This is a genomic window from Streptobacillus felis, assembly GCF_001559775.1.
Taxonomy (GTDB): Bacteria; Fusobacteriota; Fusobacteriia; order Fusobacteriales; family Leptotrichiaceae; genus Streptobacillus; species Streptobacillus felis.
Genome location: NZ_LOHX01000318.1, coordinates 1 through 24,294, shown reverse-complemented (window position 1 = coordinate 24,294; position 24,294 = coordinate 1). Strand labels below are relative to the sequence as shown.

The 24,294-nt window shown below is 27.9% G+C and carries 20 protein-coding genes; 19 read left to right on the top strand and 1 reads right to left on the bottom strand.

Annotated features, from left to right (window positions below):
• From AYC60_RS09160 to AYC60_RS07450, 15 genes are all read left to right on the top strand, one after another.
• Positions 1–195, top strand: a 195-nt coding sequence (locus AYC60_RS09160; protein ID WP_197417005.1) for a hypothetical protein, incomplete at its 5' end; no start/stop codon positions are given.
• A gap of 1,050 nt (positions 196–1,245) precedes the next feature.
• Positions 1,246–1,650: a cell division protein SepF gene (locus AYC60_RS07515; RefSeq protein ID WP_067323147.1), complete on the top strand. Its 405-nt coding sequence runs from the start codon at positions 1,246–1,248 to the stop codon at positions 1,648–1,650.
• Positions 1,651–2,949 carry a GTPase ObgE gene (obgE, locus tag AYC60_RS07510; protein ID WP_067323145.1) on the top strand — a complete coding sequence of 433 codons (1,299 nt, stop codon included), beginning with the start codon at positions 1,651–1,653 and terminating at the stop codon, positions 2,947–2,949.
• Entirely contained in the window at positions 2,939–3,826 is an 888-nt protein-coding gene (gene miaA, locus AYC60_RS07505; protein WP_067323150.1) for a tRNA (adenosine(37)-N6)-dimethylallyltransferase MiaA, read from the top strand. The genes obgE and miaA overlap by 11 nt, the downstream gene beginning before the upstream one ends.
• A gap of 4 nt (positions 3,827–3,830) precedes the next feature.
• The gene (locus tag AYC60_RS07500) at positions 3,831–4,289 is read left to right on the top strand and encodes a PTS sugar transporter subunit IIA (protein ID WP_067323143.1); all 459 of its coding nucleotides are present in this window, start codon (positions 3,831–3,833) and stop codon (positions 4,287–4,289) included.
• Positions 4,290–4,344: 55 nt separating this feature from the next.
• Complete coding sequence (gene udk / locus AYC60_RS07495) at positions 4,345–4,998, top strand: uridine kinase (protein ID WP_067323140.1); 654 nt, start codon at positions 4,345–4,347, stop codon at positions 4,996–4,998.
• A 145-nt stretch (positions 4,999–5,143) separates the two neighbouring features.
• Complete coding sequence (locus tag AYC60_RS07490; protein WP_067323137.1) at positions 5,144–6,310, top strand: ROK family transcriptional regulator; 1,167 nt, start codon at positions 5,144–5,146, stop codon at positions 6,308–6,310.
• Between the two features lie 45 nt (positions 6,311–6,355).
• A complete protein-coding gene (gene mglB, locus AYC60_RS07485; protein ID WP_067323135.1) occupies positions 6,356–7,375 on the top strand; it encodes a galactose/glucose ABC transporter substrate-binding protein MglB in 1,020 nt (339 codons plus the stop codon).
• A 57-nt stretch (positions 7,376–7,432) separates the two neighbouring features.
• The gene (gene mglA / locus AYC60_RS07480; protein WP_067323133.1) at positions 7,433–8,932 is read left to right on the top strand and encodes a galactose/methyl galactoside ABC transporter ATP-binding protein MglA; all 1,500 of its coding nucleotides are present in this window, start codon (positions 7,433–7,435) and stop codon (positions 8,930–8,932) included.
• 9 nt (positions 8,933–8,941) lie between these two features.
• The gene (locus AYC60_RS07475; RefSeq protein ID WP_067323131.1) at positions 8,942–10,018 is read left to right on the top strand and encodes a galactose/methyl galactoside ABC transporter permease MglC; all 1,077 of its coding nucleotides are present in this window, start codon (positions 8,942–8,944) and stop codon (positions 10,016–10,018) included.
• Positions 10,019–10,036: 18 nt separating this feature from the next.
• On the top strand, positions 10,037–11,197 hold the full coding sequence (locus AYC60_RS07470) for a galactokinase (RefSeq protein WP_067323128.1): 1,161 nt from the start codon (positions 10,037–10,039) through the stop codon (positions 11,195–11,197).
• Entirely contained in the window at positions 11,194–12,246 is a 1,053-nt protein-coding gene (locus AYC60_RS07465) for an aldose epimerase family protein (protein ID WP_067323125.1), read from the top strand. The genes AYC60_RS07470 and AYC60_RS07465 overlap by 4 nt, the downstream gene beginning before the upstream one ends.
• 97 nt (positions 12,247–12,343) lie before the next feature.
• On the top strand, positions 12,344–13,324 hold the full coding sequence (gene galE, locus AYC60_RS07460; RefSeq protein WP_067323122.1) for a UDP-glucose 4-epimerase GalE: 981 nt from the start codon (positions 12,344–12,346) through the stop codon (positions 13,322–13,324).
• Positions 13,325–13,332: 8 nt separating this feature from the next.
• Positions 13,333–14,883, top strand: coding sequence for a UDP-glucose--hexose-1-phosphate uridylyltransferase (locus AYC60_RS07455; protein ID WP_067323119.1), 1,551 nt, complete (start codon positions 13,333–13,335; stop codon positions 14,881–14,883).
• Positions 14,884–14,896: 13 nt separating this feature from the next.
• Positions 14,897–16,264, top strand: coding sequence for an L-cystine transporter (locus tag AYC60_RS07450; protein ID WP_067323117.1), 1,368 nt, complete (start codon positions 14,897–14,899; stop codon positions 16,262–16,264).
• Between the two features lie 47 nt (positions 16,265–16,311).
• On the opposite strand, the gene gpmA is transcribed toward AYC60_RS07450, so the two are convergent.
• On the bottom strand, positions 16,312–17,001 hold the full coding sequence (gene gpmA, locus AYC60_RS07445) for a 2,3-diphosphoglycerate-dependent phosphoglycerate mutase (RefSeq protein ID WP_067323114.1): 690 nt from the start codon (positions 16,999–17,001) through the stop codon (positions 16,312–16,314).
• A 273-nt stretch (positions 17,002–17,274) separates the two neighbouring features.
• Here gpmA and pflB point away from each other — a divergent pair, with 273 nt between their 5' ends.
• The 4 genes from pflB (at position 17,275) to AYC60_RS07425 (ending at position 24,090) form a co-directional block, all read left to right on the top strand.
• The gene (gene pflB / locus AYC60_RS07440; protein WP_067323111.1) at positions 17,275–19,512 is read left to right on the top strand and encodes a formate C-acetyltransferase; all 2,238 of its coding nucleotides are present in this window, start codon (positions 17,275–17,277) and stop codon (positions 19,510–19,512) included.
• A gap of 92 nt (positions 19,513–19,604) precedes the next feature.
• A complete protein-coding gene (gene pepT, locus AYC60_RS07435; RefSeq protein ID WP_082762602.1) occupies positions 19,605–20,813 on the top strand; it encodes a peptidase T in 1,209 nt (402 codons plus the stop codon).
• Entirely contained in the window at positions 20,803–21,987 is a 1,185-nt protein-coding gene (locus AYC60_RS07430) for an alpha/beta hydrolase fold domain-containing protein (RefSeq protein WP_067323105.1), read from the top strand. The genes pepT and AYC60_RS07430 overlap by 11 nt, the downstream gene beginning before the upstream one ends.
• A gap of 138 nt (positions 21,988–22,125) precedes the next feature.
• Entirely contained in the window at positions 22,126–24,090 is a 1,965-nt protein-coding gene (locus AYC60_RS07425) for a hypothetical protein (protein WP_156447704.1), read from the top strand.
• Positions 24,091–24,294: the final 204 nt, after the last annotated feature.

Genomic DNA, 24,294 nt, shown 5'->3' with positions numbered 1-24,294 from the left:
ACTAGTTTAGATATTAACTTAAAGTATAAAAATTTTTATTCAAGTATAGGATTTGATACAGACTATAGGTCATTTAATCCTAGGGTAAAGCTTGGAGTAAATTTTGATTTATCAAGATTAAATATAGACTCGTCTATAGAATACAATAAAAGATTTAGAGCACTTTTTGCTTTGAAGTTTGATGTGGTAAAATAGGAGGTAATTTACCTAAATTAAAATAGTAAGTGTCCAAAAATCTAACTAAGCTAGATTTAATAGACTATCAGAAACTTTTTTAGATGTTAAAGAATTGAGAATTTTTCTTGGATAAATTATTCATAAAATATTCAATATCTTTGACATTTTTTTTTAAATGTTCTCTTAGGGACAAATCTTATTACCATTTTATTTTCATTACTCCATCTCTTATTAGAGCAATTAGGATGTGGAAAATACCAATCAACACCTAATTTTGTTATTTCTTTTATATTAGAAAACTTAGTACCATTATCTTATGCTATTGATTTTATTATATTCTCATTTATTTTTGATGCTAAAAAAACAATATTAATTCCAGTATTTTTCTCAGTTAAAATCATTATTGATTTTCTAGAACCTTCTTTAAGTCCAACGACACTATCCTTAATTCTTCTCTATTATTTACATTCTAAGTTCTTTTATCTATACTTAATCCACCAGATCTAATGACATTTTTTTGTAAATTTTAATACCTTTATTTTTATAGACAATAGTATTATTCTTTTTCTTGTAACCATATTCAATAAAAAATCCACTATGTATGTAATTTTATAGTGTTTGAACTGTAAAATCTATTTCATACTTATATCTTAATTTAACAATATTTTTAATTAAATAGTCATTATTTTCAATTTTGAGAGTAATTTTCTTATTAATGATATCCTCTTGTATCTATTTCCTTTTTTATTGTTCTAAGAGATTTATTTGAAATTTTAGATATTCTTTTAAAATGTTATAAAAAGATTTTTAAATCGTATTCTATGATGACTTTATCATCTTAATTTAAATGCTTGTAATTTACCTTTTTATTATTTTTTATTTTTGTGTTATTATTAGTTATGGGGATACACTTCCTTTTAATGAATTTGGTCATTTATGATTGTATTGTATATCCCATTTTTTTAGGTTCATTTTTGGACACTTACTATTTTAATTTAGGTTTTTACTTCTTTACAAACAATTAAAATAATAGTATAATTAAAATAAATACAAAAAATGGAGGTAACCATGAGCTTTTTAAAAAAATTGTTCGGTAGTGATGATTTAGAGGAAGAGTATGTAGAAGAACAAAGTGTTGTTGATACTCAAAATGAAACAAGTGGAATTACATTATTTAAAAAAGATAATAAAAAAATAAAAAGAGAGGAAACAGATATGAAATTTATAGCTATAAGACCAAAAAATATGAATGAAACTACAAGATTTGTTGATTTAATTAAAAGTAAAGCTATAATTACTTTTAACTTAGATGGTTTAAATAGAGAAGAAGGACAAAGAATGATAGACATATTAAGTGGTGCAACTCGTGCTATGTCTGGTAAAACAGTTTTTGTTTCTGATAAAGTATTTATTTCAATACCTGAAGGTGTTGAAGTAGATAATCTATTAAAGAATGGAGAAGAAATAGAATAGATGTTTATAGATGAAAGTATAATAACAGTAAAATCTGGTAAGGGTGGAGATGGTGCCGCCACTTTTCGTCGTGAAAAATTTGTTCAATTTGGAGGACCAGACGGAGGAGATGGTGGTAAAGGTGGAGATGTAATTTTTATTGCTGATCCTAATATAAATACCTTAGTTGATTTTAAAACTATAAAAATGTTCGAAGCTGAAGATGGACAAAAAGGTTCAGGAGCTAGATGTAAAGGAGCATCAGGTAAAAATTGTATTATTAAAGTTCCCGTAGGTACTATGATAAGAGATTATGAAACTGATAAATTATTAGTAGATTTAGATGTACCAAATGAAGAAGTTGTTTTATTAAAAGGTGGAGATGGTGGACGTGGAAATATTCATTTTAAATCATCTGTTAGAAAAGCACCTAAAATAGCTGAATCTGGTAGAGAAGGAATGGAATTAAAGATTAAGCTTGAATTAAAACTATTAGCAGATGTAGCCTTAGTAGGTTATCCAAGTGTAGGTAAGTCAAGCTTTATAAACAAGGTATCTGCTGCTAATTCAAAAGTTGCTGAATATCACTTTACTACTTTAAAACCAAAATTAGGTGTTGTAAGAATTAGTGATGAAGAAAGTTTTGTAATAGCTGATATTCCTGGATTAATTGAAGGGGCACATGAAGGTGTTGGACTTGGAGATAGATTTTTAAAACATATACAAAGATGTAAAACTATAGTTCATATAGTAGATATCTCTGGTATAGAAGGAAGAGAACCCATAGAAGATTTTGAAAAGATAAATAACGAGTTATTTAAATTTTCAGAAAGATTATCAAAGAAAGAGCAGATTGTTTTTGCAAATAAATTGGATATGGTATTTGATGAAAAGGAAGAAAAAATAGCTGAATTTAAGAAAGAATTAGTAAAGCATGGGATTAAAGAAGAAAATATAGTTTTTGGTTCTATACTTACTGGAGAAAATCTTAAAGAATTAGTTAACCGTGTTTGGAATTTAGTTAAAAATACTGAACGTGAAGTAATAGAAGAAGAAGCTGACTTAGATTTAGTTTTACCTGACTTAGTGAGAAAACAAGATGATTGGATAGTTGAAAAACTTGATGATGAAGTATATGAACTTAAAGGACAAATAGTTGATAATGTATTAAGAAAATATGTATTATTAGGAGAAGAAGGAATAATACAATTCTTACAAATAATGAGAAAACTAGGTATGGAAAAAGTTCTTGAAAGTCATGGTGTAGTTGAAGGAGATACTATAATTATTGCAGGATATGAATTTACTTATGTGCAATAGAGCTATAGTAATAGCTGGTCCAACTGGTGTTGGTAAAACTTCTCTTTCAATAAAGCTTGCAAAAATTTTGAATGCTGAAATTATTTCAGCTGATTCTATGCAAATATATAAAGAGATGAATGTTGGAACTGCAAAAATTACAGAAGAAGAAAAAGAGGGAATAAAACATCATATGTTGGATTTAGTAAATCCAGATGAAGAATATTCTGTTGGAGAATATGAAAAAGCTGTTAATAAAATACTAAATGATAATAAAAAAATATATATTTTAGTAGGTGGTACAGGACTTTATCTAAGATCTGTTACTGATGGTTTTTCAAATCTTCCAGCAAAAGATGAAGAATTAAGAAAAAAATTGGAAGAAATGAATAAAGAAGAACTTTTAGATAAACTAAAAGAACTTGATAAAGAAACATATGATAAAATTGATAAAGAAAATAAAACTAGATTAGTAAGAGCTGTTGAAGTATGTTTACTTACAGGGAAAAAATTTAGTGAAATTACTAATGTAAATGTTAAGAATAATGATTATACATTCCTTAAGATATTTTTAAATAGAAATAGGGAAGAATTATACGGTTTAATTGATAAAAGAATAGATATTATGTTAGAAAATGGGTTGCTTGAAGAGGCAAAGGAAATGTATAGAAAATATCCTAATACAAAAGCAATAGGGTACAAGGAGCTTTTCATGTATTTTTCTGGTGATATGAATTTTGAAGATTCAATATCTTTACTTAAACAAAAGAGTAGGAATTATGCTAAAAGACAAGTTACATGGTTTAAAAAAGATAAAGATTATGTAGAATACAATTTAAGTGAAATTAGTAATGAAAAAATAATAGAAGATATTTTAAAAAAAATTGAAGAGGTATGAATAAATGAGAATAGTTGATTTTTTAACTAAAGATAGAATTATTTTTGGATTAAAATCTGAAAAAAAAGAAGATATTATTAAAGAAATGGCACACTTATTTTTAGAATCTGGAGATGTCATTAATGATGGAATGTTTGATGTTTTTGTAGAGGACTTAATTGAAAGAGAAAACTTAACTTCTACTGGTATGCAGGATGGAATTGCAATTCCTCATGCAAAATCTCCAGCAATAAATAAATTAGCTTTAGCTTTAGCTATTGTTCCAGAGGGTAGAGACTTTGATTCATTTGATGAAGAACCATCAAAATTATTTTTTATGATAGCGGCACCTGAAGATACAAAGAAGGAACATTTAGATTTATTACAAAAAATTTCAAAACTTTCATATGAAGAAGATATTTTAGAAAAAATAATATCAACTAAAGATACTATAGAGGTAATTAAGTTATTAGGGTTAATATAGTAAATTCGGAAAAAAAGCTTGGTATTATACAAGCTTTTTTTATTTAGGAGGAAATATGCAAAAACCAATAATTATTGGAATAGCTGGTGGTACTGGTAGTGGAAAAACATCAGTTGCTAACGCAGTATTAGAAGATTTAATGAAAAATGGAGACGATGTAGTATTACTTGAACAGGATTCATATTATAAGAAAAATGATCATTTATCTTTCTCTGAAAGAGTAAAATTAAATTATGATCATCCAAATTCTATTGATTTTGATTTACTAGAACAACATATAATTATGTTGAGTAATCATCAAAGTATTGAAAAACCTATATATAATTTTGCTGAACATAACAGAACTAAAGAGACAGAAAGAATAGATTCAAAGTCTATTATTATTGTAGAAGGTATATTAATACTTGCTATAGAAAAAATAAGAAATTTATTAGATATGAAGATTTTTGTTGACACAGATGATGATATTAGATTACTTAGAAGGATGGAAAGAGATATACAAGAAAGAGGTAGAAGTTTTGATAATGTTAAAGAGCAATATATAAGTACTGTAAAACCTATGCATCTTGAATTTGTAGAACCTTCTAAAAGATATGCAGATGTAATAATACCTCGTGGAAAAGATAATGAAGTAGGGATAAAAATGGTCTCTAGTAGATTGAAATATTTAATAAGACGTAGTGGTAACAAAGATTATATGGAAAAGTAAAAAAAGTTCCTTAATAATAAAGTATGTATTTACTATATATATGATAGTATATATAATATATAGTTAAAAAAGAGTGTACTAAAATTTAAAAAAAAGAAAGCAAAGAAAAAAAAACACATTATAATATTAATATAAAGGGAGACTAATGAAAAGATTAAACGATACAGAATATGAGGTTTTAGAATTAATATCTAAAAATCAAAGTATGACAAGAATGGATTTATCCCTTGAGTTGAATATATCACCTGCTGCAATTTCTAAGACTATAAAAAAACTTATGGATGAGTTATTAGTTTTAGAAGATGATACTTTGTCATCTAAAGGTGGTAGACCAAGAAAAATTTTAAAAATTAATCCAGAATATAAAAAAGTAATTGGAATTAATTTTGGTTCAGGTTTCATTGATATTTCTGTTAGTAAAATAGATGGAACTATCATAGAAACTAGAAGAAAAAAATTTCAATTCAAAGCACCTGATAAATTAAAGACTTTATTAACTGATGAAATAGGATTTTTACTAGAAAAATATGGTAAAAATGATATATCAGGTATAGGTCTTGCGATTAATGGTGTAGTAAATACAAAAGATGGTTCATCAATATTTTCTCCACATTTAAAATGGAATAATCTTAAGCTAAAAGATTATTTAGAAACTAAATTTGAAGTTCCAGTTATAGTTGATAATGATGTAAGGTCTATGTTAAAGGCTGAAATCTATAGAGCTAAGAAACTATCAAATGTTATGTATATATACATTAAAGATGGTATAGGATCATCAATAATGATAAATGATAAAATATTTGAAGGTGTTCATTTCTGTGCTGGTGAGATAGGGCATTTTGTTGTAAATCCAGCTTCAAATAGTAAATGTAAATGCGGTAAATTTGGATGTCTTGAAGCAGAGTATTCTGCAAATATGATAAGAAATAAGGTATTTTGGGAATTTGAAAAACAAGGAATAGATTCTGAAAATAAGTATCTTACATATAAAGAAATATTTGATAAAGCTTTAGAAGGAGAAGAACCTTATTATTCTATAGTTAAAGAAGCAAGTACTGAAATTGGTAAAACAGTTGGTAATATACTTAATGTTTTAGATATAGGTAATATAATAGTAGCTGGTGATATTATCCATGCTAAAAATGTATTCTTTAAAAATTTTGAAAGAGGAATAGATGGAATGATAACTCAAGATTTTGGAGGAGTAGTAAATATATATCCTACAGAATTTGGAGATGATGTAGAAAAATATGGTTCTATATTTCTTATAATAATGAACTTATTCTCAGGAGAGAAAATATTTACACTTTAGACTATTAATATAGTAATAAATAAATTAAATTTAGAGGTGAGAAAAATGAAAAAATTACTTACAATGATGTTAGTACTATTAACTTTTGTACTTTCTTGTGGTAGTAAAACAGAAGAAGCTCCTGCAGCAGAAGGAGAGAAAAAAGTTACTTTAGGAGTTACTTATTACAAATTTGATGACAATTTCTTAGCAGGTATGAGAAATGACATGAATGCAATTGCTAAAGAAAAATACCCTAACATTGAATTATTAGAAAATGACTCTCAAAACTCTCAAGCAGTTTTAAACGACCAAATCGACACATTAATTTCTAAAGGTGTTGACGTTTTAGTAATTAACTTAGTTGATCCAACAGCTGGACAATCAGTTATTGATAAAGCTAAAGCAGCTAATGTACCTATAGTATTATTTAACAAAGATCCAGGTGTTGAAGCTTTAAACTCTTATGATAAAGCATGGTATGTTGGAAACAACCCTCAAGAATCAGGAGTATTCCAAGGACAAACTATAGTTAAAAACTGGCAAGCAGATCCTGCACAAGATTTAAATGGTGACGGTGTTATCCAATACGCTATGTTAATTGGAGAACCAGGACATCCAGATGCAGTTGCAAGAACTGAATTCTCAGTTAAAACTGTTGAAGAAGCTGGAATTAAAACTGAAAAATTATTTGAAGATGCAGCTTTCTGGGATACAGCACAAGCTAAAGATAAAGTTGATGCATGGTTATCAGGTCCTAACGGAGATAAATTAGAAGTTATCATAGCTAACAATGATGGTATGGCTTTTGGTGCGTTAGAAGCAACTAAAGCTCACAACAAAAAATTACCTATTTACGGTGTAGACGCTATACCTGAAGCATTATTATTAATTGAAAAAGGTGAATTATCAGGAACAGTATTAAACGATGGTAAAAACCAAGCTTTAGCAGTATTAGATTTAGCTCATAATATTGCATTAGGTAAAGAACCTACAGAAGGAACTGAATGGAAATTAGTGGATAAAGCAGTTAGAGTACCTTATGTTGGTGTAGATAAAGACAACTATCAAGAATTTAAAAAATAAAACTTAAATAAAAAGCCACTTTATAGTGGCTTTTTTTAAAAAAATGAGGTGGAATGAATGAGTGAAAACTTAAATTTTGAATATGTCTTAGAAATGAATGGAATTTCAAAAGAATTTCCAGGGGTAAAAGCATTAGACAAAGTAAATTTAAGAATTAGGCCAAATAGTGTTCATGCACTAATGGGAGAAAATGGTGCCGGAAAATCTACTTTGATGAAATGTTTATTTGGTATATATAAAAAAGATGAAGGTGAAATTAAATTAGAAGGTAGACCTATTAATTTTATAAATTCTAAGGATGCATTAGAACATGGAGTTTCAATGGTTCATCAAGAATTAAATCAAGTATTGCAAAGAAATGTCATGGATAATATTTGGCTAGGAAGATACCCAGTTAAATATGGTATGGTTGACGAAAAAAAGATGTATAATGACACATTAGAAATATTTAAAAATTTAGATATTAATATAGATCCAAAAGCTAAAGTTAGCACATTAAGTGTATCACAAATGCAAATGCTTGAAATAGCAAAAGCTGTTTCATATAATTCTAAAGTTTTAATTTTGGATGAACCAACTTCTTCATTAACAGAAAATGAAGTACATCATCTATTTCGTATAATCAAAAAATTACAAGGTAGTGGAATAGGTATAGTATATATATCACATAAAATGGAAGAAATAAAAGAAATATGTGATGAAATAACTATATTAAGAGATGGACAGTGGGTTGCAACTCAAAGTGTTAAAGAACTTAGTACAGATCAAATAATCAATCTTATGGTTGGTAGAGATTTAAGTAATAGATTCCCTGTTAAAACAAGTAAACCTAAAGATGTTATTATGTCTATAGAAGGATTAACAAATAAAGACTTAAGAGATGTAAGTTTTGATTTACATAAAGGAGAAATTTTAGGTATAGCAGGACTTGTTGGTTCTAAGAGAACAGAAGTTGTAGAAACAATATTTGGTATGCGTGGAGATTATTTAGGTGATATTAAAATACATGATCAAATTAAAAAAATTCGTTCTCCTAAAGAAGCAACTGATAATGGGTTAGCATTAATAACTGAAGAAAGACGTGCTACAGGTATATTTTCTATGTTAGATATTAGATTTAATTCTATCATATCTAATGTTAAAAATTATTCTAAATTTGGATTAATTAATGATAATAAAGTAGCAGATGACACTAAATGGGTTATTGATTCTATGAATGTTAAAACACCATCTCAATTTCAAAGTATAGGTAACTTATCTGGAGGTAACCAACAAAAAGTTATTATAGGTAGATGGCTATTAACTAATCCTGAAATTTTAATGATGGATGAACCTACACGTGGAATAGATGTTGGAGCTAAATTTGAAATTTATCAATTAATGATAGAACTTGCTGAAAAAGATAAAGGTATTATTATGATTTCATCTGAAATGCCTGAATTATTAGGTATTACAGACAGAATAGTTGTAATGAGTAATGGAAGGGTTGCAGGAATAGTAAATACAAAAGAAACAACTCAAGAAGAAATATTAAAATTAACAGCAATGTATTTATAGGAGGAAGTAATGAATAACGAACAAATTAAGAAATTAAAATCATTATTTATTAATGGTGGAATTTATATGGTATTATTACTTTTATTTATAGTAATAGTAATTAAAGAACCTTCATTTTTAAGTTTTAGAAACGTTATCAACATTTTAACTCAATCATCAGTTAAAATGATTATAGCTTTAGGAGTTGCAGGTATTATAGTAACTCAAGGTACAGACCTTTCAGCTGGTAGACAAATTGGTATAGCAGGATTAATTTCAGCTACTTTATTACAAACAGTAGCTAATCCTAATAAGATATATAAATTTGTAGAACAATATCCAGGAATTAAAGGTGCTATTTCATCTATGGCAAAAGGTTTAGGTTTTGCAGATGAACCAACATTTGCTACAGTATTTATTACTTTATTTTTAGTTATAATAATAGGTTCAGTAATAGGACTAGTAAATGGAATATTAGTTTCTAAATTTAACATAGTTCCTTTCGTTGCAACTATGGGTATGATGATAATTGCATATGGTGCTAACTCATTATATTTTGATTATACAGGATCTACACCTGTTGCTGGATTTAGTAGTGCTTATTCAACTATAGTTGGTAATATTAAAATTGGTTCTTTCTTTTTACCAAAATTAATAATATATGCAACAGTTACAGTTCTTGTAATGTGGATAGTATGGAACAAAACAGTATTTGGTAAAAACTTATTTGCAGTAGGAGGAAATCCAGAAGCTGCAAAGGTTTCAGGAGTTAATGTAACTAAAACATTAATATTAGTATATATTATTTCAGGTATTATGTATGCAGTTGGTGGATTCTTAGAAGCTGCACGTATAGGTTCTGCATCAAATAACTTAGGAAACCTTTATGAATTAGATGCGATTGCAGCCTGCGTTGTTGGAGGAGTTTCATTCTCAGGAGGAGTTGGAAAAATATCTGGAGTAGTAGCAGGGGTTATTATCTTTACTATGATTAACTACGGATTAACATATATAGGGGTAAACCCATATTGGCAATTCATAATTAAAGGTTTAATTATAATAATTGCTGTAGGTATAGATATGCTTAAATATAAGAAGAAAAATTAATATTTGTGGAGGATAGTCATGTTAAAGGTTATAGAGAACAGATTTAATGAATTATTTGGAAGAAAATATGAAAGCAGATATTTTGCACCTGGTAGAGTTAATTTAATAGGTGAACATACTGACTATAATGGAGGAAATGTTTTTCCTTGTGCAATAGATAGAGGTACTATAGCTTTAGTTGCAAAAAGAGAAGATAGAAAATGTAGATTCTATTCTGAAAATTTTGTAGAAAAAGGAGTAATAGAATTTGACATAGATGTTTTAGTAAATGATCCAGCTCATGATTGGGTTAATTATCCAAAAGGTATGTTTAAAGCATTTATAGAAAAAGGATATGATATTAATCATGGATTTGATGTTTTACTTTATGGAGATATACCTAATGGAGCAGGTTTATCATCATCAGCATCTGTAGAAATGGTTATAGGAATATTACTTAGAGAAGAATTTAAATTTGATATTGATACTGTAGAAATAGTTAAATTAGGTAAATTGACTGAAAATGAATTCATAGGAGTTAATTCAGGTATAATGGATCAATTTGCTGTAGCTATGGGTAAAAAAGATATGGCTATATTATTAGATTGTAATACTTTAGTATATGAATATGTACCAGTAGTGCTTGAAAATGAATATATTATTATAGCAAATACTAATAAAAGACGTGGGTTGGCTGATTCAAAATATAATGAAAGACGTTCTGAATGTGATATGGCACTTGAAGAACTACAAACTAAATTAGATATTAAAGCTCTAGGAGAATTATCTATAGAAGAGTTTGAAGCTAATAAAGATTTAATTAAATCAGATATTAGACAAAAGAGAGCAAAACATGCTGTCTATGAAAATCAAAGAACTTTAATGGCTAAAGAAGCTTTAACTAAAGGTGATTTAGAAACATTTGGTAAACTAATGAATGAATCACATATTTCATTAAGAGATGATTATGAAGTAACAGGTAAAGAACTAGATTCACTAGTTGAAGCAGCTTGGGAAGAAGAAGGTGTAGTTGGTTCTAGAATGACAGGTGCAGGATTTGGTGGTTGTACTGTAAGTATAGTTAATAAAATGAATGTAGATATGTTTATAGAAAATGTAGGTAGAAAATATTTTGAAAAAACGGGTCTAAAAGCTGACTTCTATATTGCAAATGTTAGTGAAGGTGCTAGAACAATATGATAAATTATACCAAAAATATATTAGGAAAATTAAATGATAAAGATGTAGTTGAACATATTTTGAAAAATTCAAAAGGATTTGAAGTACATATATTAAACTTAGGTGGAATAATAAATAAAATTTTAGTAGAAGATAAAGATGGAAATTTTAGAAATGTGGTACTATGTTATGATTTTTTTGAAAAATATTTAAATGATCCTAGTTATGCTGGAGCTATTATAGGTCCAACTTCTGGTAGAATAGAAAGTGGGAAGTATAAGATAGATGGCATAGAATATGCTTTAAGTATTAATAGTGGTGAAAATGCAAATCACGGAGGTAAGGAAGGTCTAACTTCAAAAATATTTGATGTAACACCAGTTACTTTTGAAGATTATAAAGGTATAGAACTTAAATATTTTTGGCCTCATTTACAAGGTAATCACCATGGTAATATGAACTTTTTCATTAGATATATGATAAATGAAGATTCTGTACTATTAGTTGAGTTACATGCAGAAAGTGATAGAAAATCATATATAAATTTAACTAACCATTCATATTTTAATTTAGCTGGTGACTTAAATATTAATGGAGATGAACAGTATATTAAGATTAATGCTAATGAATTTTGTCCTGTAAAATCAAATATGGTTCCTACTGGAGAAAAAAAATCTGTAGAAAATACATGTTTTGATTTAAGAAAGTATTCTAAAATTAAAGATGGTATAGAAAAATCAGATTCACAATTTGATATTACAAGAGCATATGATCATGCATTTGTTTTAAATAAAAATAACGATGTTGCACTTTCTATGTATTCTGAACATTCAGGAATAAAATTAGATGTTGAAACAACACAAAATTGTATGGTAATATATACAGGTAATTATCTAGATGATGTTATTCCTTTTGGCGATTTAAAGATAAATCCTAGATATTTAGGTGTTGCAATAGAAGCACAAAATTATCAAAATGGAATAAATATAGAAAATTTTGATTCAAAATTAACAACACCAACTAATCCGTATTTTGAAAAAATTAAATATATATTCGGAAGTGTAAAATAGATAAAAGATTAACTTGTAAAAAACGGGAGAAAACTAATTTTTATCTTGTTTTTTACATAGGTATAATATATAATAAGACAATGTAGGAGGAAATTTTATGAAGAATGTATTAGTTGTAGGTGGAGCAGGATACATTGGATCACATACAGTTAAATTACTTAAACAAGAAGGATATAATGTAATTATTTATGATAATTTATCAAAAGGTCATAAAGAGGTTGCAGAAATATTAAATGTTAAATTAATTATAGGTGATTTAGGAGATAGAGATAAATTAAAAGAAGTATTTGAAAATGAAAAAATAGATGTAGTAATGCACTTTGCAGCATTTATTGAAGTTGGAGAATCAGTTACTGACCCTGGTAAATATTATGAAAATAATGTTGGTAAAGTAATCAATCTTTTAAATCAAATGGTTGAATCTAATGTTAAAAACTTTGTATTTAGTTCTACAGCTGCTACATTTGGAGAACCACAGGCTGAAAAAATAAATGAATTACATCCTCAAAATCCAATTAATCCATATGGAAGTTCAAAAAGAATGGTTGAAATTATACTAAAAGATTTTGAAAAAGCTTATGGATTAAAATCGGTTATCTTAAGATACTTTAATGCAGCTGGAGCAGATATGGATGGTTTAATAGGTGAAGCACATTCTCCAGAAACACATTTAATTCCAGTTATTTTAGAAGCTGCAATAGGTAAAAGAGAATGTATAAAAATTTTTGGTACTGATTATGATACTGAAGATGGTACTTGTATTAGAGATTACATACATGTATACGATTTAGCTAAGGCTCATATTATGGGTATGGAAAAAATGTTTAATGAAAATATTTCTTTAGAATATAATTTGGGAAATGGAAAAGGATTTTCTGTTAAATCTATTATAGATACGGTTAAAAAAGTTACTAAAAAAGAATTTAGTGTAGTTGAAGCTGAAAGACGTCCTGGAGATCCTGCATTATTAATTGCAGATCCTACAAAATTAATGACAGAATTAAAATGGACATCAGAATATAGTTTATATGATATAATAAACTCAGCTTGGCGTTGGGAACAAAATAGAAAATATTAGGAGTTTGTATGAATATTTATAAAGAAATTGAGAAAATTATTCTCTTTGGTCTATCAAATCAAATGATAGAGCCTATTGATGAAATTTTAGTAAGAAATAAAGTTTTAGAAATATTAGATTTAGATGATTATCCTGAATTCTCTAAAGAAGAAATAGAAGAATTAAAAAAAGAAATTAAAGATGTAGAATATCCAACAGATATTTTAGATAATATTACTAAATGGGCTGGAGAAAATGGAAGATTAAAGGAAGATATACTTGTATTCCATGACTTATTAAATTCAAAAATTATGGGACAAATTTTACCAAGGACATCTGTAATAACAGATACTTTTTGGAACAAATATAGAGAAGATAAGAATTCTGCAACAGAATATTTCTATGCTATGTCTAAAAAAAGTAACTACATTAGAACAGATAGAATTGCAAAAAATGTAAGCTATAACTATGATAGTAAATATGGTCCTTTAGAGATTACGATAAATCTTTCTAAACCTGAAAAAGATCCAAAAGAAATTGCGTTAGCTAGAAATTCTACAGCATCTTCTTATCCTAAATCTTTATTATGTAAAGAAAATGAAGGATATATGGGTAGAATAAATCACCCTGGAAGACAAAATCATAGAATATTAAAATTAAATCTTACAAATGAAGATTGGTTTTTCCAATATTCACCTTACATATACTATAACGAACATTCTATAGTTTTTTCAGGAGAAGTAAGACCTATGAAAATAGATAGGGGTACTTTTGAAAGATTAATAGAATTTGTTACGTTATTCCCACATTATTTTATAGGTTCTAACGCTGATTTACCTATAGTAGGTGGTTCAATTTTATCACATGATCATTTCCAAGCAGGTAAGCATAGTTTTGGTATGGAAATGGCTGGAATTTCAAGTAAAGTTACTTTTAAAAACTATCCAGAAATAGAAACTGGTATAGTTAATTGGCCACTATCAGTTTTAAGACTAAAAGCTAAAAAAGAGTATAAAGACAGGTTATTGGATTTAGCGGATGAAGTTTTACAAGCATGGATTAATCATAGTGATTATGAAAATGATATTTTATCTCATAGTGAAGGAGTAAGACATAATACTATAACTCCTATAGCAAGAATAAAAGAAGATAAAATTGAACTTGATTTAGTATTAAGAAATAATAAAACAACAGAAGAATTTCCTTTAGGAATATTCCATCCACATGAAGAACATCATTCAATTAAAAAAGAAAATATTGGTTTAATTGAAGTTATGGGTCTTGCAGTATTACCTGGAAGATTAAAACATGAAATGGAAGAATTAGATCAATTATTTATGAGTTTAAGAAATGTAGATGATGTATTAGATATTATGAAAGAAAATACAGATTTACAAAAACATATAAATTGGGTAAAAGATAATTTTACAAATGAAATGTTAAAAGATGATTACTTCTTAGATGGTTTAATTGAAAAAACTATAGGAAAAACATTTGAAAAAGTGTTAGAAGACTGTGGTGTATTTAAAAACAATGAAGTAGGTAGAAAGGGATTCATAAACTTTTTAAGTAAGATATGAATATGGTAATAAAATGGTAAATGTAATATTAAATGTAATAATATTTTTAGTAATATTATTCGTTTTAAATAGAATGGCCTCTAAACGTATATCTTTTTCTATAAGAGTATTTGTAGCTTTAGGGTTAGGTCTATTGTTTGGTATTGTATTGCATTATGTACAAGATGCTGATACAATTATAAAATCTAAGGAATTTTTTGAAGTAGTAAGTAAATCATATGTTGCATTATTAAAGATGATAACTATGCCTTTAATACTAGTTTCAATAATTTCTGCTATTATTAATTTAAATAATACTCAAGATGCCTCAAAGATGGGTAGTTTAGTAATAGGAATATTATTAACAACAGCAGCTATTTCATCTTTTGTTGCAGAGGTAGTAACTTTAGGATTTAGATTAGATGCATCTGGTATATTAAGTACTGGTGCTGGTGAAAAAGAAATAAAAGCTATAGAAAGAGTTAATGAAAGAGCAGGTGCTGTAGTTCAAACACTTGCAGATAAAGTACTTTCATTTATACCATCTAATCCTTTTGCTGACTTAACTGGAGCAAGACCAACATCTACTATAGCAGTAGTTGTGTTTTCAATATTTATTGGTGTTGCTATCCTAGGTATGAAAAAGAAAAAACCTGAAACTGCAAATATTTTAATAGATTTTATTAATGCAAGTTATGAAGTAGTAATTAGAATGGTAAAAATGATATTAAGATTAACTCCATATGGAGTATTTGCTCTTATGACTATTTTTGCTTCAACAAGCAACTTTGCTGAAATATTAGTATTATTGAAATTCGTTATAGTTTCTTATGTTGCTTTAATTAGTATGTTTATAATACACTTAATTATGGTATCATTATTTGGATTCTCTCCAGTAATATTTGTTAAGAAAGTAATTACAGTATTAATATTTGCATTCACTTCTAGAACAAGTGCAGGAGCTATACCTTTAACAACTAAAGCACAAGAAGATATGGGTGTTGATAGAGGTATTGCTAATATGGCAGCAACATTTGGAACATCTATAGGTCAAAATGGATGTGCTGCAATATATCCAACTATGCTTGCTATAATGCTTGCACCAACTTTAGGTATTAATCCTTTAGATCCTTTATTCTTAATTAGGGTAATAATAATAGTGACTATAAGTTCATTAGGAGTAGTTGGTGTAGGTGGAGGAGCTACATTTGCTGCAATTATTGTACTTTCAACTTTAGGATTCCCTATAGAAATAGTTGGTTTATTAATTACAGTTGAACCAATAATAGATATGGGAAGAACAGCATTAAATGTTAATGGTTCTGTAGTAGCAGGGTTATTAACAGGTAAGATATTAAATAAGGTAGATAAAGAGAAATATAATAAATTAGATGTTGAATAAAAAAATGGAGATTTGAACTTTATAGTTCTTATCTCCATTTTTATTTATTAGAATAATTCAGGCGCTGAAAGTATTTCTAAGTTTTCGTTAATTTCAAATACTAATGGTTTACCTGTTGGTAAGTTTAAGTCTAAGATTTTAACATCATCAATGTTTAATAAATATTTGATTAATGATCTTAAGCTGTTTCCGTGTGCAACAACTATTACATCTTTTCCAGCTTTAATTTCTTTTGAAATGTTTGATTCCCAGTAAGGTAAAACTCTTGCTATAGTATCTTTTAAGCTTTCCCCTCTTGGACATTCAGCTTCAGGTATATCTTTATATCTTGCTTGGAATCTTGGGTAGTTAACTTCATCTGTTAATTCAACATGAGGAGGTGCTACATCAAAACTTCTTCTCCAGATATGAACTTGTTCTTCACCATATTGTTTAGCAGTTTCAGCTTTGTTTAATCCTTGTAATGCACCGTAGTGTCTTTCATTTAATCTCCAAGATTTGTATACTGGTAAGTATAATTGATCGATTTCTTCTAAAATGTAGTTAAGAGTTTTGTTTGCTCTTTTTTGGTAAGATGTGAAAGCTACATCAAAAGTATATCCTAATTCTTTTAAAGCTTGTCCACCATTTTTAGCTTCTTGTACCCCTTTTTCAGTTAAATCTACATCTATCCAACCTGTAAATCTATTTTGTAAATTCCATTCACTTTCTCCGTGACGTACTAATACTAATTTCATTAATATTCCTCCTAAATTTCTAAATATATACTAATTATACAATATAGTGAAAAAAAAATCAATTTTTATTGTTAAATTTCATATTGTGAAATAAGTTAGAAAATTATTTTGTAATGTGAAAAAAATAATATTTGAAAAACAACGTATTTACTAATGTTGTAATAAAATGTTGTAAAAATATGTTGAAAAAAAACTTTTTTTTATTGAAATATATTTGTTTTAGTATTACAATTAATATATAGATAAAAATACAAAATTGAAAGGAATGAGATTATGGAAGCTTGGAGAGGATTTAAAGAAGGTAACTGGATGAAAGAAATCAACATCAGTGAGTTCATCCAATTAAATTACACTGAGTATACTGGCGATGACAGTTTCTTAGAAGGGCCGACTGAGGCTACAACAGAATTATGGAACAAATTAAAACCAAAATTAGCAATTGAAAGAGAAAAAGGTATTTATAATGCTGAAACTAAAATACCATCTCAAATAGATGCATATGGACCTGGTTATATTGACAAAGATTTAGAAAAAATCGTTGGGGTTCAAACTGATGAACCATTAAAAAGAGCTATCTTCCCTAACGGAGGATTAAGAATGGTTGAGAATTCATTAGAATCTTTTGGATATAAATTAGATCCAGCTACTAAAGAGATCTATGCTAAATATAGAAAAACTCATAATGATGGAGTTTTCTCAGCTTATACAGATGCTATTAGAAAAGCAAGAAAAACTGGAGTAGTTACAGGATTACCTGATGCTTACGGAAGAGGACGTATAATAGGAGATTACAGAAGGGTTGCTTTATATGGAGTAGACTTCTTAATTGAAGAAAGAACAAAAGATTGGAACAACTTAACTCCAGCAGAAATGACTGAAGAAGTTATTAGACAAAGAGAAGAAATTTTCGAACAAGTTAAATCACTTAAAGCATTAAAGAGAATGGCAGAAAGCTATGGTTATGATATTTCTAAACCAGCTACAACAGCTCAAGAAGCTATTCAATGGACATACTTTGCATACTTAGCAGCAACTAAAGATCAAAATGGAGCTGCAATGAGTATAGGAAGAACTTCTACTTTCTTAGATATCTTTATTGAAAGAGACTTAAGAGAAGGAAGAATCACAGAAAAAGAAGCACAAGAAATGATAGATCATTTCGTTATGAAATTAAGAATAATTAGATTCTTAAGAACACCTGAATATGATGCATTATTCTCTGGAGATCCAGTATGGGTAACTGAATCAATAGGTGGTATGACAGTTGATGGTTCTAAATCATTAGTAACTAAAAACTCATTCAGAATTTTAAATACATTATATAACTTAGGACCTGCACCAGAACCAAACTTAACAGTATTATGGGCACAAGACTTACCATTAAACTGGAAAAAATTCTGTGCTAGAGTATCTATAGATACATCTTCATTACAATATGAAAATGATGATTTAATGAAACCATCATTTGGAGATGACTACGGTATAGCATGTTGTGTTTCTCCTATGACTATAGGAAGACAAATGCAATTCTTTGGAGCGAGAGTAAACTTACCTAAAGCTTTATTATATGCTATTAACGGTGGTAAAGATGAAAAACAAAAATTACAAGTAACTCCTGAAGGAATGTTTGAACCAATTAAAGGTGATTACTTAGTATTTGATGAAGTTTGGGAAAAATATGATAAAGTATTAGATTGGTTAGCTCAAACTTACGTACAAGCATTAAACATTATTCACTATATGCATGATAAATATTCTTATGAATCATTTGAAATGGCATTACATGATAAAAACATTAAAAGAACTCAAGCATTTGGTATAGCTGGATTATCTATAGTAGCAGATTCATTAGCAGCTATTAAAAATGGTAAAGTAAGAATTATAAGAGACGAAGAAGGAGATGCAGTTGACTATGTTAACGAAGGTGACGATTATGTACCATTCGGAAACAATGATGATTCAACAGATGACTTCGCAGTAGAAATCACTAAGATATTCATGAACAAAATTAGAAAACACAAAATGTATAGAGATGCAATACCTACTCAATCAGTATTAACTATTACATCTAACGTAGTATACGGTAAGAAAACTGGAAACACACCTGATGGAAGAAGATCAGGAGCACCATTTGGTCCAGGAGCTAACCCTATGCACGGAAGAGATGTTAATGGAGCAGTTGCTTCACTTGCATCAGTAGCTAAGATACCATTTGAACATGCAAATGATGGAATTTCTTACACATTCGCTATTACACCTGAAACTTTAGGTAAAGAAGATGACGAAATGAGAACTAACTTAGTAGGATTATTAGATGGATACTTTGCACAAACTGGTCAACACTTAAACGTTAACGTATTTGGTAGAGACTTATTAGAAGATGCTATGGAACATCCTGAAAAATATCCACAATTAACTATAAGAGTTTCTGGATATGCAGTTAACTTCGTTAAATTAACTAAAGAACAACAATTAGATGTTATAAGCAGAACTATATCTACTAAGATATAATAAATAGAGAAAAAGAGCTTCGGCTCTTTTTTTCTTGCTTAAAACCTACATTTATGATAATATTTATATATCAAATAAAAAGGAGAAATGTTATGTTAGAGAGATTTAAAAGATATGTAAAATTTGAAACAAGATCTGATGAAAAATCTACAACTATACCTTCAACTCCAACTCAATATGAGTTTGCAAAAATGTTGGTTGAAGATTTAAAAGAAATAGGTTTAGAAAATATATATATTAATGATTATTGTTTTGTTAATGCAACATTACCTTCAAATTTAGATAGAGAGGTACCAACTATAGGATTTATATCTCATATTGATACTGCTGATTTTGAAGCAAGAAATATTAAACCTAATGTTGTAGAAAATTATGATGGTAAAGATATAGTGCTTAATGAAAAATTAGGTAAAGTATTATCACCTAAAGATTTTCCAAATTTAAAAAATTATGTAGGTAAAACATTAATTACTACTGATGGAACTACATTACTTGGAGCGGATGATAAAGCAGGGATAGTGGAAATTATTGAGGCTGTTAAATATTTAAAAGAACATCCAGAAATACCTCATGGGATAGTTAAGGTAGCATTTGGTCCAGATGAAGAAATAGGTAAAGGTGCAGATAATTTTAATGTAGAAGAGTTTGATGCTGATTTTGCATATACTATGGATGGTGGAGAATTAGGTGAACTTCAATACGAAAGCTTTAATGCTGCACAAATAACATATACTATTAAAGGAGTAAGTGTACATCCAGGAACTGCAAAAGATAAAATGATAAATGCAAACACTATAGCTGCAGAACTAGCTATGATGTTCCCAGAAAAAGAAGTACCTGAACATACATCTGGATATGAAGGTTTCTATTTATTACATAATATGGAAACAAGAATTGAGTTAGCAACATTAACATATATTATTAGAGATTTTGATAAGAAAAAATTCTTAGAAAGAAAATCTTTCTGTGAAGATATTACTAGAAAAATAAATGAAAAATACGGAGAAGTTGTTACATATGTAATGCATGATCAATACTATAACATGGGAGATATTATAAAAGATAATATGGAATGTGTTAATATAGCGGAACAAGCAATGAAAAATTTAGATATTAAACCTAAAATTATACCTATACGTGGAGGAACAGATGGTTCTAAGATTTCATATATGGGTCTACCAACTCCTAATATATTTGTTGGTGGGGAAAACTTCCATGGTGAATTTGAATTCTCTTGTTTAGAAGATATGATGAAAGCAAGAGATGTAATTATAGAGATAGTGAAGTTAAATGCTAAATAAATTAAGTAAATTATTAATAGGTTTAATAACAGTAATTACTGTGTTTTCTTGTTCTAATGTAGAATTACCTGAAAATATATCTGGTAAATCAAAAATATATAGTATGTTAGCATATAACTTTTCACCTAAGGTAGATAGGGATTCTATGTATGCTCTATATACATCAGTAGGTTTAGAGATTGAAGATTATGTTGTACCGGAAGAATATGATTTTAGAGTATATGATGAAGAAGGTACAAGAATAGAACAATATTTTACTAAGAATAATAAGGAAAAGAAGCTAATTATAGTTGGAAATGGGGGGTCATTCTTAAATCCATATAAGATTGCTAGAAGAGATTTTTATTTAAACTTTTCAAAAAAACTTCCAGGATTTGATGTGATGATAGTTGATTTGCATATGGGATACCAACATAGATTCCCTATACAAAATAAAGATTTTTTAAACGCATATAGACTTGCTTTAAAAATGGGGTACTCACATAACAAAGTAGTATTTATAGGAGATAGTTCAGGTGGGAATATAGTTTCAACCTCTACTATATATCTGAGAGATAATCAATTACCACTTCCAGCAGGAATATTTTTAATGTCACCTTATTTAGATGCTACTAATAAGGTTGAAAGTAGGGAAAGAAATCTTAAAAAAGATGTTTTATTCGGTAATCCATATAATTTAGAAAATAGAATAAAAATGTTGGAAAATATGCCATATTTTATAGCTGAAAAAGATAAGAATAATAGGTATATATCACCTGTTTATGCAAAGGATTTAAAAGGGTTTCCTAAAACATTGATACATGTTTCAGATTATGAAATACTTCAGGATGATTCTGTTGTGTTTTATCAAAATTTAATAAACAGTAAAGTAGATGCTAAATTAGTAGAGTATCCAGGTCAAATACATGTTTTTCAAATGTTAGCAATAAAAGAGGCTTATGATTCTTTAGATAAGGCAGCCAAATTTTTAAATGAAATAACAGAAAATAAAAAAGATATTAAAATTAATAAAAATGTGATAGAAAAAATACGTTTTTATGTAGAAACTAGAAAATATACTGAAGATGAGGTAAAAGGTTTTTTTAATAAAATTGATATTAATATAGATCAATTGATAGAATTTGAAAAAAATAATTATAAAAAGAGTAATAGAAATTATTTAAACAATAAATAATCAGTTATTATAAGGAAAAACTAATAGAAAAATAATAAAAAATATAAAAAATTAAAAATTTACTTGACAAAATCTAGTTTTGAAGGTAAAATCAAGTAAGGAAATAAACAAAAAATGGATATTTTAGGAGGAATAGAAATGAAAAAAACATTATTAGGAGTTTTAGCATTAACTTCAGTAGCTTCATTTGCTAATGTTACTGGTTATGTTAAATCAAATTCAGAAGCAACAGTTAAATCTGATGATATACAAGCTTCACCAGTTGCATTTGAATATGGATTATCAACTAAATTAGATTTAGGATTATACCTAGATTCTAATAAAGATACATTTGTATTTGCTGGTGGACAATTAAAAGGGAAAGGAACACCAGGAACACTTGAAACTCCTGGATATTTAGGAGTAAGATATGACGGTAAAGTTACTGAAAATTCAAGCGTATCTTTAACTGGAGCATATAGAATTAAAGATGGAAATGTTAAAGATCAAGTTAAAGAACATGCAGGAGATGCAAATAGAGATAACGGATACTCATTTGATGATGGAGAAACAATTCTATTATCAGGTGTAGGATATGGAAAATATGATAACATTAACTATAGATTAGGAATGTTATATAACTCTAAAGATTTCGCAGCACAGTCTCATAGATTAGAATCATTTGTTAAAGCTGATACTAAATTAGAAAAAGCAGATGTTTCAGCAGAATTAACTCATAGATTAGGAAACTTCAAAACTAAAGCTATAGACTCAGCAGGAGAAGTTAAAGATGATGTTAAAGCATTCTTACCAACTGGTGGAAACTTAAAAGGTGAAGTTAAATTAACTACAGATAGATTAGCTAAAGATTTATCATTAGAACACAAAGCTTACTTCAACTTAGGTACAATCTTACCTGTAGAAGAAGCTAATGTTGTGAATGTTGGTTTAGAAAACAAAGCAGTTTATAAAGGTGTTAAAGGATTAGAATTAACAGGTAAATTAAACTATGCTGCAGAAGTTGTATCTAAATTTGACAGCAATGGAGAGCAAAAAGGAAATATGAAACATATGCCAGAAGCATTTGTTGGTGTTAAATATACAGGAAATAAAGTTATGTTCAGTACAGAAAATACTGATAAAGTAACTGTTAAACATGACTTTGAAGCTACTCCTGAGGTTTTAATTTTAGATAATTTCTTTAAAACTGATAATAAGTTAGAAATTAAACCTATAAATGAATTTACTTTTAGAGCAAAAGCATTAGATATTTTAAAATCAACTGATTTAAAAGTAAAAAGTAAGAAAGTTAAACATGTAAATTCATTTGTAGGTGGATTAGGATTAACTGCAACTCCTATGGTAGGTAAAGTTAAATTCACTCACAATTTAGATGTAGCTTATAGATTAGATAATATAGATGTGACTGATTTAAGTAAAGTTAAAATAAAAGATCATGAATTATTTGCATGGACAACTAATAAATTAACTTATGCTGCAACAGATGCAGTTAATTTAGAAGCAAACTTAAATGCACATACATATAATAAATTAAAATCAGATGGTACTTTAAGCAATACATTTACATTTGTACAAGGTTCAGGAAAAGTTTCTTATAAACATGGAAGAGTTGACTTCTCACAAGAATTGATTGGTAAGTATAAATACGGTAAATCAAGTACAGAGGCTCATTTATGGGCTGCAGAGTCAGATTCTAAGTTAAACTATAAAGTTACACCAAATGTTGAAATTAACTCAGGATTAAACTTATATTCAACAAATAAATTTGTTAAAGCTCAACATGCAGGAGCAGTTAAATTTATTGAATCTCAAGGTTTACATGATGATAATTTCTTAAGTTGGGGACAATATATTAAAGAAGTTAAAATTGATGATGAAAAAATAGAAAAAAATATTGAAAATGAAAAAGCATATATGTTTAATGGAACAAACATTCATTTAGTAGTTAAACCTATGGTTGGAGTTACTGCTAAATTCTTAAATAACAAATTAACAGTTAAACCATCTGTTGAAGCAAGAGTATTATTTAGAGGAACAAGACCAGATTTAAAACCAGCTAAATTTGATACTAAAGGAACTTTAAAAGTAGAATATGTTTGGTAATTAATATGAAAAAAGAGCTTATTGCTCTTTTTTCTTTTTCTAATAATATATTTGACTTTATTTACTATAAATGATATAATATGTTTGCAAAATAAAACAAAATAATAATAAAAAATGGAGGAAAAAATGGCAAAACAAAAGTTTGAAAGAAGTAAACCACACGTAAACGTTGGAACAATAGGACACGTAGATCATGGTAAAACA

What these genes read in the sequence shown, in the direction of transcription:
- AYC60_RS07515 (WP_067323147.1), top strand. Translation starts at nt 1,246, where the DNA reads ATGAGCTTTTTAAAAAAATTGTTCGGTAGTGATGATTTAGAGGAAGAG.
- obgE (WP_067323145.1), top strand. Translation starts at nt 1,651, where the DNA reads ATGTTTATAGATGAAAGTATAATAACAGTAAAATCTGGTAAGGGTGGA.
- miaA (WP_067323150.1), top strand. Translation starts at nt 2,939, where the DNA reads ATGTGCAATAGAGCTATAGTAATAGCTGGTCCAACTGGTGTTGGTAAA.
- AYC60_RS07500 (WP_067323143.1), top strand. Translation starts at nt 3,831, where the DNA reads ATGAGAATAGTTGATTTTTTAACTAAAGATAGAATTATTTTTGGATTA.
- udk (WP_067323140.1), top strand. Translation starts at nt 4,345, where the DNA reads ATGCAAAAACCAATAATTATTGGAATAGCTGGTGGTACTGGTAGTGGA.
- AYC60_RS07490 (WP_067323137.1), top strand. Translation starts at nt 5,144, where the DNA reads ATGAAAAGATTAAACGATACAGAATATGAGGTTTTAGAATTAATATCT.
- mglB (WP_067323135.1), top strand. Translation starts at nt 6,356, where the DNA reads ATGAAAAAATTACTTACAATGATGTTAGTACTATTAACTTTTGTACTT.
- mglA (WP_067323133.1), top strand. Translation starts at nt 7,433, where the DNA reads ATGAGTGAAAACTTAAATTTTGAATATGTCTTAGAAATGAATGGAATT.
- AYC60_RS07475 (WP_067323131.1), top strand. Translation starts at nt 8,942, where the DNA reads ATGAATAACGAACAAATTAAGAAATTAAAATCATTATTTATTAATGGT.
- AYC60_RS07470 (WP_067323128.1), top strand. Translation starts at nt 10,037, where the DNA reads ATGTTAAAGGTTATAGAGAACAGATTTAATGAATTATTTGGAAGAAAA.
- AYC60_RS07465 (WP_067323125.1), top strand. Translation starts at nt 11,194, where the DNA reads ATGATAAATTATACCAAAAATATATTAGGAAAATTAAATGATAAAGAT.
- galE (WP_067323122.1), top strand. Translation starts at nt 12,344, where the DNA reads ATGAAGAATGTATTAGTTGTAGGTGGAGCAGGATACATTGGATCACAT.
- AYC60_RS07455 (WP_067323119.1), top strand. Translation starts at nt 13,333, where the DNA reads ATGAATATTTATAAAGAAATTGAGAAAATTATTCTCTTTGGTCTATCA.
- AYC60_RS07450 (WP_067323117.1), top strand. Translation starts at nt 14,897, where the DNA reads ATGGTAAATGTAATATTAAATGTAATAATATTTTTAGTAATATTATTC.
- gpmA (WP_067323114.1), bottom strand. Translation starts at nt 17,001, where the DNA reads ATGAAATTAGTATTAGTACGTCACGGAGAAAGTGAATGGAATTTACAA.
- pflB (WP_067323111.1), top strand. Translation starts at nt 17,275, where the DNA reads ATGGAAGCTTGGAGAGGATTTAAAGAAGGTAACTGGATGAAAGAAATC.
- pepT (WP_082762602.1), top strand. Translation starts at nt 19,605, where the DNA reads ATGTTAGAGAGATTTAAAAGATATGTAAAATTTGAAACAAGATCTGAT.
- AYC60_RS07430 (WP_067323105.1), top strand. Translation starts at nt 20,803, where the DNA reads ATGCTAAATAAATTAAGTAAATTATTAATAGGTTTAATAACAGTAATT.
- AYC60_RS07425 (WP_156447704.1), top strand. Translation starts at nt 22,126, where the DNA reads ATGAAAAAAACATTATTAGGAGTTTTAGCATTAACTTCAGTAGCTTCA.